This window comes from Methanosarcina sp. Kolksee (assembly GCF_000969945.1).
Taxonomy (GTDB): domain Archaea; phylum Halobacteriota; class Methanosarcinia; order Methanosarcinales; family Methanosarcinaceae; genus Methanosarcina; species Methanosarcina vacuolata.
The window spans coordinates 719,268-737,067 of sequence record NZ_CP009524.1; the positions used below are offsets into that span (position 1 = coordinate 719,268).

At 35.9% G+C, this 17,800-nt stretch carries 9 protein-coding genes and 1 CRISPR repeat array (1 of these 10 running past the window's edge); of the genes, 1 reads left to right on the forward strand and 8 read right to left on the reverse strand.

What is annotated here, in order from left to right; translation table 11 throughout:
• A CRISPR array of direct repeats spans nt 1–7,847; the repeat unit is 37 nt; unit sequence GTTTCAATCCTTGTTTTAGTGGATCTTGCTCTCGAAT; it begins 3,003 nt to the left of the window's first position.
• Nucleotides 7,848–7,960: 113 nt separating this feature from the next.
• The 8 genes from cas4 to MSKOL_RS03160 all read right to left on the reverse strand — a co-directional run bounded on the left by cas4 (nt 7,961) and on the right by MSKOL_RS03160 (nt 16,706).
• Complete coding sequence (gene cas4 / locus MSKOL_RS03125; RefSeq protein WP_231592401.1) at nt 7,961–8,716, reverse strand: CRISPR-associated protein Cas4; 756 nt, start codon at nt 8,714–8,716, stop codon at nt 7,961–7,963.
• Nucleotides 8,717–8,730: 14 nt separating this feature from the next.
• Complete coding sequence (gene cas2, locus MSKOL_RS03130) at nt 8,731–9,021, reverse strand: CRISPR-associated endonuclease Cas2 (RefSeq protein WP_048109044.1); 291 nt, start codon at nt 9,019–9,021, stop codon at nt 8,731–8,733.
• A gap of 102 nt (nt 9,022–9,123) precedes the next feature.
• Complete coding sequence (gene cas1 / locus MSKOL_RS03135; RefSeq protein ID WP_048153631.1) at nt 9,124–10,095, reverse strand: CRISPR-associated endonuclease Cas1; 972 nt, start codon at nt 10,093–10,095, stop codon at nt 9,124–9,126.
• The gene (locus MSKOL_RS03140) at nt 10,083–10,742 is read right to left on the reverse strand and encodes a CRISPR-associated endonuclease Cas6 (protein WP_048117981.1); all 660 of its coding nucleotides are present in this window, start codon (nt 10,740–10,742) and stop codon (nt 10,083–10,085) included. The genes cas1 and MSKOL_RS03140 overlap by 13 nt, the downstream gene beginning before the upstream one ends.
• A gap of 1 nt (nt 10,743) precedes the next feature.
• Nucleotides 10,744–13,176, reverse strand: a complete 2,433-nt coding sequence (locus tag MSKOL_RS03145) for a CRISPR-associated helicase/endonuclease Cas3 (RefSeq protein WP_048153633.1) — start codon at nt 13,174–13,176, stop codon at nt 10,744–10,746.
• Nucleotides 13,151–13,852: a type I-B CRISPR-associated protein Cas5b gene (cas5b, locus tag MSKOL_RS03150; protein WP_048153635.1), complete on the reverse strand. Its 702-nt coding sequence runs from the start codon at nt 13,850–13,852 to the stop codon at nt 13,151–13,153. Before cas5b ends, MSKOL_RS03145 begins: the two co-directional genes overlap by 26 nt.
• Nucleotides 13,853–13,861: 9 nt before the next feature.
• The gene (gene cas7b / locus MSKOL_RS03155) at nt 13,862–14,845 is read right to left on the reverse strand and encodes a type I-B CRISPR-associated protein Cas7/Csh2 (protein ID WP_048153638.1); all 984 of its coding nucleotides are present in this window, start codon (nt 14,843–14,845) and stop codon (nt 13,862–13,864) included.
• Complete coding sequence (locus tag MSKOL_RS03160; RefSeq protein ID WP_048153640.1) at nt 14,838–16,706, reverse strand: TIGR02556 family CRISPR-associated protein; 1,869 nt, start codon at nt 16,704–16,706, stop codon at nt 14,838–14,840. Before MSKOL_RS03160 ends, cas7b begins: the two co-directional genes overlap by 8 nt.
• Before the next feature lie 226 nt (nt 16,707–16,932).
• Here MSKOL_RS03160 and csa3 point away from each other — a divergent pair, with 226 nt between their 5' ends.
• Entirely contained in the window at nt 16,933–17,535 is a 603-nt protein-coding gene (gene csa3, locus MSKOL_RS03165) for a CRISPR-associated CARF protein Csa3 (protein WP_048153642.1), read from the forward strand.
• The last annotated feature ends 265 nt before the right edge of the window (nt 17,536–17,800 follow it).

Below are 17,800 nucleotides of genomic sequence, written 5' to 3' on the forward strand. Positions count from 1 at the left end.
GAAAATCGTTTCAATCCTTGTTTTAGTGGATCTTGCTCTCGAATTTCCTACACCTATGACAGTTGTAGGGGGTAAAGCATGTTTCAATCCTTGTTTTAGTGGATCTTGCTCTCGAATTTCGCGTGTGTTGCTCCGATTGTGTATTAAACCCATTGTTTCAATCCTTGTTTTAGTGGATCTTGCTCTCGAATAGGTTGAAACTGGATATCAAGCTCAGGGCATTGAAAGTTTCAATCCTTGTTTTAGTGGATCTTGCTCTCGAATGAATAACCGCATTTCGAAATGAGTCTTATATTATTGTGTTTCAATCCTTGTTTTAGTGGATCTTGCTCTCGAATATGTAAAGTTCCCCTGCGTCATACATACTGTCAAAGGGGTTTCAATCCTTGTTTTAGTGGATCTTGCTCTCGAATAACTTCATAAGAATATAAGAGAGGATGCGATGAAAGTAGTTTCAATCCTTGTTTTAGTGGATCTTGCTCTCGAATAATGTTTCTGAACAGCAGAATACCCTCACAATTGATTGTTTCAATCCTTGTTTTAGTGGATCTTGCTCTCGAATTATGAAAAGATTGTAGCACCTGCAAACTATAAGAGGCCGTTTCAATCCTTGTTTTAGTGGATCTTGCTCTCGAATAGCAACAACCAACCCATACAAGATCCATAAATCAGGTTTCAATCCTTGTTTTAGTGGATCTTGCTCTCGAATCCAACATAATAGTATATCGCATAATTCAACGTGATAGTTTCAATCCTTGTTTTAGTGGATCTTGCTCTCGAATTTACCCGCGTTTGTATTACGTGCCTTTCCATTAAGGTTTCAATCCTTGTTTTAGTGGATCTTGCTCTCGAATTTCCATGTTTCAACGGTAGGCAGCGACTTGAATGTGTTTCAATCCTTGTTTTAGTGGATCTTGCTCTCGAATTTTGGGGTTTTACTTCCGGAGACCGTCGATGGCTCAGTTTCAATCCTTGTTTTAGTGGATCTTGCTCTCGAATGTTTCTCCAAAGAAAATTTCTTTCATTTTCTTGGTGTTTCAATCCTTGTTTTAGTGGATCTTGCTCTCGAATACAATTATTTTAAGTCCTATCAATTCATTGCCGGAGTTTCAATCCTTGTTTTAGTGGATCTTGCTCTCGAATCTTTTTGTCTCATTTTTTTAGTATTTGCTCAAATTTAGTTTCAATCCTTGTTTTAGTGGATCTTGCTCTCGAATAATAAGAAAAATTTTAATCCCTGTTATATAATTCATGTTTCAATCCTTGTTTTAGTGGATCTTGCTCTCGAATAGATGGAGAGGTTCGTACATTATTTGGTCCAGGCTAGTTTCAATCCTTGTTTTAGTGGATCTTGCTCTCGAATTGAACGGGGAGAACGTTTTGAATGCTCATGACCTGTTTCAATCCTTGTTTTAGTGGATCTTGCTCTCGAATAAAAGGAGTCTTTCGGAAATGATTATTCGTATGAATGTTTCAATCCTTGTTTTAGTGGATCTTGCTCTCGAATCATTACCCGAAAACTGCCAGTCTGCCCTACTGCAAGTTTCAATCCTTGTTTTAGTGGATCTTGCTCTCGAATTTCCCCCCCCGCTTGTATTGGCTGTGAGTGTGATTTTAGTTTCAATCCTTGTTTTAGTGGATCTTGCTCTCGAATGACCGAACAAAAAAAGATATAGAGGGAAGTAAACAGAGTTTCAATCCTTGTTTTAGTGGATCTTGCTCTCGAATGGGGACAAGTTCTAGACCAAACTCCCCCAAAATATAGTTTCAATCCTTGTTTTAGTGGATCTTGCTCTCGAATCAAGTGCCTTTTCTTAGAAGCGGTTAGAGCCTTTATGTTTCAATCCTTGTTTTAGTGGATCTTGCTCTCGAATTCTTGGAAAGATTGTTTTTTTGGAGGTAATGAGCTGGTTTCAATCCTTGTTTTAGTGGATCTTGCTCTCGAATATGCAGACATTAAAGGAGTCCCGCGGCTCAACGGAGTGTTTCAATCCTTGTTTTAGTGGATCTTGCTCTCGAATATAAAAGTATATTGCGGCCAATGTTAAACCTGCTAGTTTCAATCCTTGTTTTAGTGGATCTTGCTCTCGAATTATCTGGAAAACTTTCTCCGAATCTAATTCTTTGGTAGTTTCAATCCTTGTTTTAGTGGATCTTGCTCTCGAATCCGCAAGATTTAACCCGGTTGGAAGCGGTCGTAAGCAGTTTCAATCCTTGTTTTAGTGGATCTTGCTCTCGAATAATAAAAAAGTAATACTAAAAACAACGGTTAATGTTTCAATCCTTGTTTTAGTGGATCTTGCTCTCGAATCCGTAATAGAGGAAGCTATTCAGGAATTAGAGTCTTGTTTCAATCCTTGTTTTAGTGGATCTTGCTCTCGAATAGATCTTTACTATTTTGTTGCTTTCAGGATCTCTAAAGTTTCAATCCTTGTTTTAGTGGATCTTGCTCTCGAATTTGAGATTTAATGCTGTGGAGTTAGGAAATGGAAAAGTTTCAATCCTTGTTTTAGTGGATCTTGCTCTCGAATTTTTCAGTAACCAACGCCGAAACATATGCTAATAAGTTTCAATCCTTGTTTTAGTGGATCTTGCTCTCGAATGCTATACATGCAAGTTATACAAATAAACCAACATGTTTCAATCCTTGTTTTAGTGGATCTTGCTCTCGAATAAAATCAACTATTTTTTTAGAAATCCTTAAACATAGTTTCAATCCTTGTTTTAGTGGATCTTGCTCTCGAATATATTTGCTAACCACCCACCGGATTTCGTCAACAAAGTTTCAATCCTTGTTTTAGTGGATCTTGCTCTCGAATAGTGTCTATTTTCTCGATTGAATTTGCTTCTAAGGTTTCAATCCTTGTTTTAGTGGATCTTGCTCTCGAATTCGGTAGCTTTTCGTATCATCCCATCTATCGAAAGTTTCAATCCTTGTTTTAGTGGATCTTGCTCTCGAATAATTTTTAGAAGAAAGGAGATTCAAAAAACACTCAAGTTTCAATCCTTGTTTTAGTGGATCTTGCTCTCGAATAGATATCACCGGAAGCCGCAGCATTAGTATAATCGGTTTCAATCCTTGTTTTAGTGGATCTTGCTCTCGAATTTCGAAGGCGTGTAATTGTAATCCTGGATTTGAATGGTTTCAATCCTTGTTTTAGTGGATCTTGCTCTCGAATAGAATGTGGGATGGCAATCCAGAAGGAATTTGTAAGTTTCAATCCTTGTTTTAGTGGATCTTGCTCTCGAATATAGCTCCTTTTTTATTTTCAGAGTTATATTATAATGTTTCAATCCTTGTTTTAGTGGATCTTGCTCTCGAATGATTGCCAAATGGGGTATGTAGAACATTCATTCGACGTTTCAATCCTTGTTTTAGTGGATCTTGCTCTCGAATTATAAGGTAATGTCTGTGAATGAGCTTGAAAAGGCGTTTCAATCCTTGTTTTAGTGGATCTTGCTCTCGAATATGAAAAACAAGTTCTATCCTTATTGTTTCTCGGAAGTTTCAATCCTTGTTTTAGTGGATCTTGCTCTCGAATATGTTATTGGAAACGCAACCCTAAAAAGCGGAGTTAGTTTCAATCCTTGTTTTAGTGGATCTTGCTCTCGAATTATCCCATGGAACTTACACCTTGAGTTCGTGGCATGACGTTTCAATCCTTGTTTTAGTGGATCTTGCTCTCGAATTCATTTTTCCTTTTTTATTGAGTTGTCCATATCTTGTTTCAATCCTTGTTTTAGTGGATCTTGCTCTCGAATCAACTCCTTCATATTGTGGATTATTTAACAAGGATAAGTTTCAATCCTTGTTTTAGTGGATCTTGCTCTCGAATTCAGTCAGTCCTGGGAAGTAGTAGAGAGCAAAGAGGTTGTTTCAATCCTTGTTTTAGTGGATCTTGCTCTCGAATTTTACAATATTTCTTTGAAGTACTTAAAAGCTTTGGGAGTTTCAATCCTTGTTTTAGTGGATCTTGCTCTCGAATGTATTACATGGGATAGTGTTGGAGGAAACTGGTATGAGTTTCAATCCTTGTTTTAGTGGATCTTGCTCTCGAATACTAACTTCGACAATTGACGAAAAGGAGATGAAACTATGTTTCAATCCTTGTTTTAGTGGATCTTGCTCTCGAATTTTCTATTATCTTTATTCTCATACAGTTAACCAAGTTTCAATCCTTGTTTTAGTGGATCTTGCTCTCGAATTAACATTTACACTTTTTAGATCATTTAAGTCAAAAGTTTCAATCCTTGTTTTAGTGGATCTTGCTCTCGAATAATAATAGTCAAAGTAAGATCTATGAATCATACTAAGTTTCAATCCTTGTTTTAGTGGATCTTGCTCTCGAATTGTCCACAAAACTCTAGAAAACTAACCCAAGTGTGAGTTTCAATCCTTGTTTTAGTGGATCTTGCTCTCGAATAATCCAATTATTATAATTTTTTTAGCATTTGATAATGAATGTTTCAATCCTTGTTTTAGTGGATCTTGCTCTCGAATAAAATTCAGAGGTAATGGTTGTGTTGATAAATGATAGTTTCAATCCTTGTTTTAGTGGATCTTGCTCTCGAATAAAAAAATAAACTGAGGTAATATTATGGTTGAAAAGAGTTTCAATCCTTGTTTTAGTGGATCTTGCTCTCGAATACCTCTAAAGTTTCTTCAGTTTCAAAAGTAACTGAGTTTCAATCCTTGTTTTAGTGGATCTTGCTCTCGAATGTTGGGGGAACGGATTACACTATTCTTGATTGTTTGTTTCAATCCTTGTTTTAGTGGATCTTGCTCTCGAATAATCTCCAATCCCCACTTTAGAAGGGATATCAAGTTTCAATCCTTGTTTTAGTGGATCTTGCTCTCGAATCCATTTCTTACATCTCCTTTATTTTTTCCTTGTTTAGGTTTCAATCCTTGTTTTAGTGGATCTTGCTCTCGAATGATATTGTTTACACACGAAGGATCAATCTGAATGTTTCAATCCTTGTTTTAGTGGATCTTGCTCTCGAATTATTGGACGGATTGTACTCGATGGAGGCACACCAGTTTCAATCCTTGTTTTAGTGGATCTTGCTCTCGAATTCGAAGTCATGGAATATTAACTGCGCCACGACTGACACGTTTCAATCCTTGTTTTAGTGGATCTTGCTCTCGAATTATCTTCCAACATTTTCATTCCTCTTTTATTTCGGGGTTTCAATCCTTGTTTTAGTGGATCTTGCTCTCGAATTTGGTTCTTATACCATTCCTGCCCAGGAAGAAAGTTTCAATCCTTGTTTTAGTGGATCTTGCTCTCGAATATAGGTATTGAAAGCGGGTTTGGTGGTGATCTGATGTGTTTCAATCCTTGTTTTAGTGGATCTTGCTCTCGAATTCAAATTTACGACTATTTGAAATTCCAATTATCCTTAGTTTCAATCCTTGTTTTAGTGGATCTTGCTCTCGAATATACTACCAACTGAAACAGAGCTTCCGTGGAAATCGTGTTTCAATCCTTGTTTTAGTGGATCTTGCTCTCGAATAAGAAAATGGAGAATTGTAAGATAAAGGGGGGATAAAGTTTCAATCCTTGTTTTAGTGGATCTTGCTCTCGAATTGTGAGGTGCTCCGCTGGGTCCGTTGACGCATTGGGTTTCAATCCTTGTTTTAGTGGATCTTGCTCTCGAATTTTTGTCGATGCCGGATTAAATGACAGAGATAGAGGTTTCAATCCTTGTTTTAGTGGATCTTGCTCTCGAATGTTTACCCTCAATTTCCCTTGAAGTTTAGTCCTTAGTTTCAATCCTTGTTTTAGTGGATCTTGCTCTCGAATCGCGGTGGATTCATCCAGTAATGTGTTTGTAACAAAGTTTCAATCCTTGTTTTAGTGGATCTTGCTCTCGAATATATCGGGATAACTTGGGGAAAAGGTAATACTCTTTTCGTTTCAATCCTTGTTTTAGTGGATCTTGCTCTCGAATAATAAGATCGAGATGGATAGGTTTATAGAAGTGATGTTTCAATCCTTGTTTTAGTGGATCTTGCTCTCGAATGATTTAGTGCAAGATCCTCACAAAGTAAGAGAAGAAGTTTCAATCCTTGTTTTAGTGGATCTTGCTCTCGAATATCATTACGGCATTGGGAACAATAGCCAGGCGTACTATGTTTCAATCCTTGTTTTAGTGGATCTTGCTCTCGAATAATTTCAGAGCAACCAAAGTGGGTTTTTACATTGGTGTTTCAATCCTTGTTTTAGTGGATCTTGCTCTCGAATGATTATGAAAACTGGATTAGATCACTACACCATGCATCGTTTCAATCCTTGTTTTAGTGGATCTTGCTCTCGAATGAGGTATTCCTGAGCATACGATGCAGTTGACCTAGTTTCAATCCTTGTTTTAGTGGATCTTGCTCTCGAATCGACATAACAGAAAGCGGAGACATCACTTGTCAAGGTTTCAATCCTTGTTTTAGTGGATCTTGCTCTCGAATAATCTAATTTAATTTCTCTTTTTGAACGCACATTGTTTCAATCCTTGTTTTAGTGGATCTTGCTCTCGAATAATTATTAACACTTTATACATGCTTTTACCTCAGGTTTCAATCCTTGTTTTAGTGGATCTTGCTCTCGAATTATTAGCGCTTTTTCTTTCTTCTTTAGCCTTATGTCGTTTCAATCCTTGTTTTAGTGGATCTTGCTCTCGAATCTGTTTTTTCTTTAATTTCAGGAACTTCTTTGCCTTGATGTTTCAATCCTTGTTTTAGTGGATCTTGCTCTCGAATAGACACCTGTATAATTCTTTTATATACATCATTTAGTTTCAATCCTTGTTTTAGTGGATCTTGCTCTCGAATAAGGATGACATTATTCATCCCCCTTCATCAAAATAGTTTCAATCCTTGTTTTAGTGGATCTTGCTCTCGAATCTGTTTCAAAATCTAATATTCGAAATTTATAATTTAGTTTCAATCCTTGTTTTAGTGGATCTTGCTCTCGAATGCATAGGGGCTATCTATTTGTATATTATAAGCTGGAGTTTCAATCCTTGTTTTAGTGGATCTTGCTCTCGAATAATCCAGTACCCATTTCCTGACGTAACGTGTGAAGTTTCAATCCTTGTTTTAGTGGATCTTGCTCTCGAATTTACAAATTTAGTGTTCATGGGTGCAAATAACCCGAGTTTCAATCCTTGTTTTAGTGGATCTTGCTCTCGAATAACCTTGCGCAGTTTTCAGAATTCATGAGGGTACTAGTTTCAATCCTTGTTTTAGTGGATCTTGCTCTCGAATCCGAACACACAAGCTGAACAGGTATTAGCAGCTTGTTTCAATCCTTGTTTTAGTGGATCTTGCTCTCGAATTTCATAATAAGAGCATCTACCGAAGCATCATGATAGGTTTCAATCCTTGTTTTAGTGGATCTTGCTCTCGAATTATGTCTCGTTTTTCTGGTTCAGTTCTGTCCGGATTGTTTCAATCCTTGTTTTAGTGGATCTTGCTCTCGAATTAATAGATCGTGTGCAAGAGTCACGAACAAATTACAGTTTCAATCCTTGTTTTAGTGGATCTTGCTCTCGAATTCTGTCCGGATGATGTGAGAGTAATTGAGGAGAAAGTTTCAATCCTTGTTTTAGTGGATCTTGCTCTCGAATCAACAAACGGACTAAACAAAAACGAAATTAAAGAAATGTTTCAATCCTTGTTTTAGTGGATCTTGCTCTCGAATACAGGTACGGGATGCTGTGCATTTGTTCATGCTTGGTTTCAATCCTTGTTTTAGTGGATCTTGCTCTCGAATGGTGCGAATGTGCCCCGTGATCCGGGTACTATTATTCTGTTTCAATCCTTGTTTTAGTGGATCTTGCTCTCGAATAGGGCAAAAATTTCCGTTATTTGGCTAGAAAAGCCCTGAAATGAGCCCTTTTTTGGGGCTAAAATTCTTGCTGGAAAATTATCAAACCCTTTATAAATACAAGAAAAATCTCTTCATACGCAGATATTCCTGTAACAGCAATCTACGCATTTTCTAGAAGAGATAGTGGTTTTGGGATATAAGCCTTTTTGAACGATATCGAGTATTTCCTCAATAATTTTCTCAGCTTTTTTGAAATCAGAAGTAGTAATTTCCATTTCTTTAACCAGGCTATTGCTTCGAGTAAAACAGATATAAGCACGGTTTACTTCAATACTGTAATTTTCTCGGATCAAAAGAGCCTGTAAAACCAATTGAAACTTATAGGTTTTAAAAATCTTGTCTTTATACTCGGCAAATTTGTACTCAAGAGGAGCAGCAGTCCCGTCTTCAAGAAAAAGCACCTCATCAACTATTCCCTTTATATGGTGCTGTTTTGAAGCAATGAATACGTCGCTATCTTTCCTCATGCAGTTAAGTTTCTTTCTCACGTAATCCCTGTTGGTTAGTTTCCTTGTTTCATGGACCTCGCGTCCTTTAATAACCTTGAACCTTTTCTCTTCATGCTGGGGAATGTCGAGACAGTACATATAGTAGATAAAACGGGAGCAAAAAAGGTATTCAAGAACGTCTGAAATTCGGATTATTGATCCTGAATCGTTTTCAGAATTAGGCTCAATGTATGTTCCTTCTTCATTATCAGGATCATTTTCAGGATCATTTTCAGGATCATTTTTAGGAGTTATATCTTTTTCACAACCGGTTTCAGCCCGCTGCTCAATTACCGCACACTCAGAAGAGCTACCTTCTTTGAGAGCAAAATTCGTCATACTTACCTCAAAACTCAGAAGAATTTGGTAATCACTTCATCACTGACAAGCTCCTTATCAAAAGCCTGGCCGAGAAGCTGGACTTTCTTGAATGACTGTTCATCCATCGGAAAAATATACACAGAATCACGTTCGGTGTCAATCAGTTCTTCGCATTCAAGTCCCAGAGAGTCTCTGTCATTCGTATTTAAGTCTCCCAGAAAAACACTTTTCTGAACCCTATAAAGCCCATAGCTCTTACAGCGGTCACTTACTTTCTGGCGAGTCCTGTTATCCGTAATGTCATATATTACCCAGACAAGCAAACCCAGTCCTCCATTCTTATTTTTATAAAATCTTTATTTTTCAAATCATTCTTTTATCGAATCGTTGCGTTACTGTTTCACAAACTTATCGTGTTAAAAGCTTTATTTCCCGATCAAGCTGTTTGCAATCCTGTGACAGTCAAACTGGATTGTATTTCCAATTTTTATGTTCCTTCCCTTGTAGCTTATTTCTTTATCAAAAGTTTCATTGACAGCCTGGATGAGTACAGCTTTACCCTCTTTGTTGAGAGTCATTCCATTAGGGATTTCATCAAAAAAGCTGTCTGAAACCTGCTTTTTCGAAAAAAGATTGAAAACTGTCCTGTCAATGTGGATGCGGTACATTTCTATCAGATCAAACACAAACGACTTTTTGTTATAATCATCTGTGTGGTTAAAACCAACATAAGGGTCAAGCCCTGCTATAATACACGCTTTTTCCACCCTTGAATATAAAACTCCATATCCATAATTCAAAAGGCAGTTGAACTCGTCCTTTGCAGGGTTCCGGCTCCTGCCATTGAATTTCCACCTGTCAGGCAAAAGAAAACTCAGAGCTTGAAAATAGTACCTGGAAGCCATCCCCTCAAGGCCCATTATTTTTCCCCGCATCTCGTCAAGTTTCCCCTCAAGGGCTTCAAGCTGAGCTTTCATGTCTTCCATTCCGGAAATATAATCGTCAAGTTCGTCCTTCTGGTCAGGTCTGTTCTTTTTGAGGTCTTTCAAAAAAAGGATCTGGCTGTCAATTTTCTGCTCAATCCAGCCCTTTGCAAGCCTGAACCCTTCCGACTCGTCCGAAATTTCAAGCTGCCTTCTTCTTATGTAAGTTGTGCTTCCAAGTTTTGAGTGCCACACCCGCCCGTAAGGGTCTCCAAAATTATCCAGAAAAACGATATCGATATTGTTTTCTACTGCAAATTTGATGGCATCGGTTGTTATGGTTGCAGAAGTTGTAATCAAAATGCTGTCAACTTTCTTTTCAGAGACCTCGAAGGTTTTGTCGTCAACTTTTACAAAAAAGCAGTTGTTTTGCTTTTTCAGGAATGAACCGCGGGTGTTGATTACAAGCTGCATCTTTTCACCGTTCCAAAACCGCGAGATACGGATTTTCCAATACCGAAATAGTCGGGGATAAGGAAATTTGTGATAAAAGACCCTTTGAACGTAGCAATTTCCACTCCTTTCATTTTACTGCTACCGGGATGCAAATTTATCTCACATTTTATTTGCTCTGGAACAGTATACCCAAGGGACTTGGACATTGAAAGTATATTTCCGACTAGGGTCTTTTGAAGGAGTTCTTTTTGTTCGGCGGTTCCTATTTTCTTGTATCGATCTGTAAAATTTTCCTGATTGAGGGCAAACCAGGGAGTCTCAAATCTATAGGTGTGAAATTTGTCTGAAATGCCGAAATCCTGTTCTTTAAGAGATATCTTCTTTTCCAGGATTTCATATGTTGATTCGCCTAGCTCTATTTTTTCATATTTATTGAAAATTTCCTGAAGGACTTCTAAACCCTCGTTTATCCCGAAAACTAGAGGAATTCCTTTCAAAATTTTATATTGAACCAGGGGATACATATAGATAACTTTATCACAGTTATGTTGATGCAAAAGTGTATACTCATTAAACCGGGTAGCGAAAAAACCTCGAAGTTTTGAGGCGTTTGTTCCTACTTTTCGGTCAGGAACAAGGGTTAGAGTCAGCGTTTTGACTTTCATATCAATCACACATCATGGTGGACTTTAATTCAAAAACAAAACCGGTTTCAGGATCATAATAATGTTTTATTTGTTCAAAAGGAATATATCCTATATTGAGATCCTCTAGTTCTTCACAGGAAAAGTCTTTTTTAGGCACCGAAATGATGTATTCATTGAATTGTTTCCTGATGGACAGGAATTTCTCTTTTCTATCCAGTGGATTTTTAAGAGATTTCATTACAAGGTATTCTTTCCATATTTCAGTAGCGTCTTTATCATTTTCTACAAACACATCTATTTTTTCGTATCCTGTTTTGTCATCTATTAACCTGAAATCGGATGTAAGCGTTTTGAATTTAAGCTCATTTATGTATGAGAGTAGCTCTTTGGACTCATCTTCACTTGAAGTATCTTTAACTTTCCTGAAATAGTTGTTATTTAAAAAGAGCAGGTCTTTTTCATAAATTTCTGAGGGAAACTCTTTCAACACTTCTTTTGTTTTGTCAATGAGAAAACTCGAATATATATATCGATGAAACTCTTTCCTTTCATCTTTCAGAACCACAATATTTACTTGTCCTCGAGAACTCTTTGAAGAATTCCTGTTACATCTCCCTGAAACCTGATTTATTGAGTCAATTGTGGCAAAATCTCTGTAAACAATATCCACGTCTATATCTACTCCGGCTTCTATAAGCTGTGTGCTAACAATAATTTTTCTTTTTTCCGATTTTTCTTTTATCTCCTTTATTTTCTTAAGCCTCTCTTTTGGGATAATGTTAGTAGAAAGATAATAATAATCACTATATTCAAGTTCTAAATTATTTAAATGGTTAAATACCTCAAGCGAAGATTTAACAGTGTTTAATACAAACAAAAAGTCCTTCTCGGGATTATTTTTGACTTCTGACTCAATTATTTTCTTGAAATGATCCATATCCATTGGATTAAGATTTATATTTAACTTAACTCGATCAAATTCCCTGAAATACATATCTTTATTTTTTACCAGCTCAACAATTTCCCCTTTATCAGGATCAAAAATGAGAGGTTGAGTTGCTGTTACAAAAATAAAGTACGTATTAAAATATTCTGCAAAACCCGAAATGATCTGTTTTAACAGTAGCCAGTACTTATGAGGAATTGACTGGATTTCATCAAGTATTACAATCGAATTTGCAATTGTATGAAATTTCCTGAGGGAGCGATTTTTATTAGATACAATTGTGTGGAAAAACTGGACAAATGTGGTTACGATTATCTCAGCGTTCCACCCCTCGATTAAAAATAAACCTTTAAGCCCTTCAAATTCTTCATCGTCTTGCGTTCTATAAAAAATATCTGCAAGGTGATGATGTTTAAGTAGCACCTCCTCAGAAGGATTTGCGGTCTCAACTGTCTTAAAAACATCTTCAAAAACATCGTAATTCTGGTCTATGATACTCAAGAAAGGTAGAGAATAAATTATTTTTGCCTTGATTCTCTTTTCCTCTATTAATCTTGCTTTCAATTTTAATGCAAAAGAAAGTGATGTGAGAGTTTTTCCCGAACCTGTAGGGACACTTATTGAATATATTTTTTTATTGAGATCAAGTTTCTCAATACTTTCTGTAACTTCCTCATAAATCTCGTTACGCACTTTATTCATTATACCTTCATTATTTTGGAAACCCTTTTCTACCTTGTACTTATCTACAAGTTCAGGTGAAATTTCGATATCACTGGAAACATCGATAGAAGACGCATCTATCTTATCAGAGTTTATAAGAATTGAGTAAAGAGTTAATGTAATCAAATAATAACCTGTAAATTGCTCCTTCTTGAGCAATTTTATGAATTTCCTTCTATTTTTTAAAATTTCTTCAGTGATGGGACGGTGCTCATTGCAGAAAGTATCCATATCAAAAGAAATATTATACCCATCAAATAACGTTTCATATATTGTTTTCAATTCACCTGTATCTAATGACCTTATTTGAAGATCAATAATTTCAAGAGTATCTTCATCTAGTTCTAGTATTTCATCCTCAGCGTCTTTCAGGTTTCCATGATGCCTTTTTACAATAAGATATCCTATGATAGGAATATATTCCAGAATATTTTTATCATTAAGTGAATCTACATACTTTTTTAATATGTAATAGGTAAAAATAGCTGAGATCAAGCCATGATGATATTCTTTTTTATTTTTTAAGCTCCTCTGGATGGAAGGATTAGTCTCCAAAAGATACCTTTGAAAATACCCTGTGCCTTTCCCAAAATCGTGACAAACTCCTATAAGATATGTCATTTTTGAAAAAGTATTTTCATCAATTCCAAACTTTTCCAGTGATAAACTTTTCTCCTTACTGGTTGAGATTGATTTGTTTCCTACGTTGGATAAGTGTCTAAATAATAGTTTATCGGGATGGGAACGAAGATGGAAATCACATGAAGACAATTCCTTCTCCATTCTCAAGCCTCCAGAGATTACTTACATTAGCAAGAATGCATTTTGCATTTTTTTCAAACAAAATTTTGCCATATTCTGTAACTTCCCTATTTGGAAGCATTTCTATTGGAATAGTTTCTGAAAAATACTCTTTTCCTTCTTCAAAACTGATTTTTATTAGCTCTTTTTCAGGAATTACAGAATGGATTTCCCTTTCGGAATCTGAAAGTTCACTGACAGCTTCCATTTCTCCTATGAATTCATAATTAGCAATGTGTTCACTCAGACCGAGACACAGAGTATACTCCGATTTGTGTTCTTTCAACATAGAATAAAGTTTGTTATATACTTCCTCAGAAGAATGAGAAAAATAGATCCTGTATTTTACATCTTTCAATACTTCGAATCTGATCTGGGTTCTGGTCTTTATTCTGCTCATCATAGGAGCAATTTTAGTGTCGATTAAATTTTCTGAAATTCTGGTCTTTTTGATAGGATGACTTATTTTTACCGCAATATTTGCCTTTTCTTTAGAGAAATACTGCAGATACTCGTCTTTTCCAAACCCTTCTATAGCACCAATCATTCCTGCAATAGCCGTTCTAGGAGGAATAGAATATGTAAGGGGAGAAGTTGTAGTATAGTGTTTTCGGAAATGACCGAATTCTCCCCATACATCGAACACTAATACTTTCATGTTCTTAGCTCACATTGTTAGTATTTTAGTATTAATCCCGGCTTCCACAAGGCTTTTTTCAAAGTCAATCTCTTCTTCGTCATATGTAAACGTAATCGACTCATCCGAGCAAATCTGGGCATTTTCAATTTTATCTTTGTTTTTACCCAATACATCAATCAGCCTCTGGACCTCAATCTTTACCTGTGAAATATCCCGAATCTCTTCATCTATCAAATCAGACTTAAGACTGAAAAGGTTATTCAGATCTCCAATGTGATAATTTCCTTCTTTGTAATTTACTTTGAACAGGAGGCGGGGAACCTGGCCGACTTTTGACCTGGAAATAAGGTTCTTAGTTCCATTCCACATTCCATCAAGAAGCAGGTCTATATCTTCCTCTGAAAGTTTCGTATCCTTAGCCGCGTTTTCATTAATAATTCCGTAAAAACTTATCAAAGAATAAGGTAAGAAATCCTCTTCACGGAACGTTTTTTGACTGGCTCCTTCCTTCGAAGCAAAAGCTCCCGTTCCACGGAAATGTTTCATGAAGACCTTATGCATTGATCTGCCCATCTTAAACTGTACAGGACCAGTATGAGTTATTGAACCGGTTTCATTTTTATTTCCCTTTTTGACTTTAAGTTCAAGTGGGACAGTTCCTCCAAATAAACGAACGTCAATACAATCAGCCAGAAGTTTCTCATTAATGGCGTTTTTACCAGTTTCGAATGAATCAAGAGGCTCGTCAATTGCCAAAAAATCTTTTGCCCTCATTTTTGCATCCTGAATAGAACCGTTTTCAGCTGAGATTTCCCTAACAAAAATTTCCTTACCTCTAAACTTGTAGAGATGATCACGTATTGTTCTCTTAAGCCTGACATCTGTTACAAGGTTTATTCCTGTTTCTTCATCAATACGTGGTTTATTTTCATCAAGTGGATCTCCGTTTGGATTTCCATCTTTTATATCATACAAAAATACAATTTCAGATCTTCTGTTTACTTCAGTCATTTTTAATCTCCTTTTCAGGTTTAGGTGACTTTAAAAGGTTTGATAGATTCATACCAAGAACAAAATAAAAACTGATTTCATCGTTTGACATTTTCCAATTATTGCCAGACTGAATCATATATTTTGAGATCAGAGATTCAAGTTCTTTATAATAATTAGCATCATACTCTTCTAGTTTATTTATGATTTCAGGGAAGAGCCTTTTTATATAACGCTCATCAAGATTCAGGCCTCGAAGTTTAGTTCTGAAAGGAGCGCTTCCACGCTGAAATTTTTGAATATTTAGTAAATACTGAACAAGTGTGCCTTCTAAAAAAATAGCCTTCTTTGCATCGGTATTGAAAAAATGTTCAAATTCCGAAAAGACAACATTTGCTCGCTCCTCATAACCATTGTTTTCCTTTGGTGTCATGTCCCCTAATAAAGTAGATAAATTCGTAGAATTCACACAATTACCTCCTGTATAATTTCCAAGCAAACATAAATTACTTAAAAAGTCTAACATTTGGAATCCTAAAAATAGAGAATACCTTATTGGATTTTCATTTCTGAAATCTTTTCGAATACGCCGCATAATATACTTTAACAGAAAATCATAATCAATTGATGTTCCTGTAAATATCCCGTTTGTGATTTCTAAAAAGTATTTGTTTAAATCAGGGTCATCTAGAGTATTAGGGAAGAACCATCTTACATTACCTAATGTAAATTGGATGGATTTTACTTCGGTATCATTAGAATAATAATTACTGAATATTTTTCTTTTGTCAACGATTTCTTTGGATTTGAAAAGATCTCTTAACCTTGAAGGAAGAATGTCCTCTATATACAAAAGAATTCGATATGCAGAATTGGACTTTTCATAAAATTGGAAATTAAAATTAAGATAATCATCCTCTTCACTTAGAATTTCAAGGATATCGTTTTCATTAGCTGTCAAAAATCTTTTATACTCTTTATTAAATGTAAATTTTTTCTCATTGAATTTCTCAAAAGTATCGAAAAGGTCCTCGTTAGTGCTATTATTAAGTAGCTTGGGGATAATGAGGAAATTAAACCCATAAAAACCAAAAGACATGTATTTTTCGATATATTCTCTTCCCGCTGTAATTTTCAAGGCACATTCGAGGCAAACGGGGTTATTTCTCCATGCCTTACTTTGGTCAAATCCTCCACTAACAAATCCCCGCTTATCTACGGTATAGAATTCATAAGGTGTAACAAAACCATAAACTTCTCTATGTGTTTTGCAAATAGAACATATTTTATTATCGGCTTTGGAGATAATACCATATTTACTGTAAAACTTGGAAGCCCCATTGTTCTTAAGGATCTTACGAAATACTTCAAAATCTCCGACATATCTGATGAAGTCATTTTCTTCAATAATTAAGGTTAATATCGAGTTCTCCTTTGCATCGATAGAATTAAGTTTAGGTTCAAGATCTAAAAGTATTTTATCTTCATTCTCTTTTATACACTTTCCAAGAAGCTCCAAAAATTGGACTTCTTCATTGTCTAATATAGGCTTTGCTTCTTTCAAGGGCTTTGAAAACCAGCCTATAATCTTATTAGAAAACGTTTTTTTGAGTTCTGTGACTCGTGCAGTAGGAGTAATGTCTGGACCATTAGACGATCCTCTCTTATAGAGATATTTTACAATTTTTTCTTTTGAGTACTCTTGATGCTCGATTTCTTTAAACTCAAAAATGTTTTGGCAAGAGACCAACTTAATGCAAAATACATGTTTATAAGTTTCATTGCTTGCAGGATTTTCAACTAGAATTGACACAAAATCATTTAAATCCTTATTTTCTTTTTCGAGCGCATACTCACCAATTTCTTTCATCGCTTCGATCACAGAAATTACACCCTCTTAATATAGTATAATAGACCCAATGTTTAATTTATCACAATTATGCATCTTTGAAGTTTTCTCCATGATTTGTGAACCATTAGGGTTCATAGTTAACATATTATATATACATTTCTAAAAATTAATTATAAAAATATGTATATACTGTTAAATATCAACCGAAGCCTATATCGGAAAACATTTAACCAAACCCCACAATACTAAGCACTTAATGTCAAAGCTTACACTTATCTCCACAATCTATTCCCTTGAGCCTGTTATCATCTGCGTGACCAGGCTTTCCCCTTCAAAAATTATACTGCTGTCAGAGGAAGGGGCGCCCGATAAAAAGGTGCAGTCTGAAGAAATGATCGAAAAAACGTTTAAAAACGCGCTTGAGATTGAGAAAAAGTACACGTCTGTTTATGACACCGTGCGAGTAGCAAAAGACGTTGCTGAACTGATTGAACAGGAACATGACAGGGGTAACCAGGTAATTGTAAATGTGTCTGGTGGGCGGAAACCACAGGCTTTTGGAGCGCTTTTCGGGGCTTATGCAAGAAATGATATGGTGCAGAGAGTTGTATATGTGACCGAAGAAGACAGTTTCATGATTGATTTTCCGGTTTTGAGTTTTAACCTTTCGGAAACAAAGAAACTGATACTTGAAGAGATCCAGAAAGGAGTTTCTTCGGTTACCCAGATTGCGGTGACTGCCGGAATTTCTAAAGGAATGACTTACAACCATCTTCGAGAACTAAAAGCAATGGGATATATAACCGATGGGGAAAATGGATACATTATAACGGACGCGGGAAGAATCGCATCGATTTGATTTTAAGAACCAATTGTAAAAATCATTTCGATTAGACCAGTCAGAGAATACCTTTTTTGATCAGATAAAACTTTCAACAGCCTGTTTTCTTACTATTCTCCCTGATCGTTCACATTTTTTCTCAAAAAATGAAACTCAAGCCTCTTAAAAACCCCAAACAGTAAAAGGAATTTTTAAAAGAAATCGATTTGGGGAGACCTTTATTATTAAAACGGTTAAAAGTGTTAAATTCGTATCATGTCTGGGTAAATAGAACAAAATACTT

Bases quoted from the DNA above. Each gene is read 5' to 3' on its own strand.
- cas4 (WP_231592401.1), bottom strand. From the start codon at position 8,716: ATGACGAATTTTGCTCTCAAAGAAGGTAGCTCTTCTGAGTGTGCGGTA.
- cas1 (WP_048153631.1), bottom strand. From the start codon at position 10,095: ATGCAGCTTGTAATCAACACCCGCGGTTCATTCCTGAAAAAGCAAAAC.
- MSKOL_RS03140 (WP_048117981.1), bottom strand. From the start codon at position 10,742: ATGAAAGTCAAAACGCTGACTCTAACCCTTGTTCCTGACCGAAAAGTA.
- MSKOL_RS03145 (WP_048153633.1), bottom strand. From the start codon at position 13,176: ATGGAGAAGGAATTGTCTTCATGTGATTTCCATCTTCGTTCCCATCCC.
- cas5b (WP_048153635.1), bottom strand. From the start codon at position 13,852: ATGAAAGTATTAGTGTTCGATGTATGGGGAGAATTCGGTCATTTCCGA.
- cas7b (WP_048153638.1), bottom strand. From the start codon at position 14,845: ATGACTGAAGTAAACAGAAGATCTGAAATTGTATTTTTGTATGATATA.
- csa3 (WP_048153642.1), top strand. From the start codon at position 16,933: ATGTCAAAGCTTACACTTATCTCCACAATCTATTCCCTTGAGCCTGTT.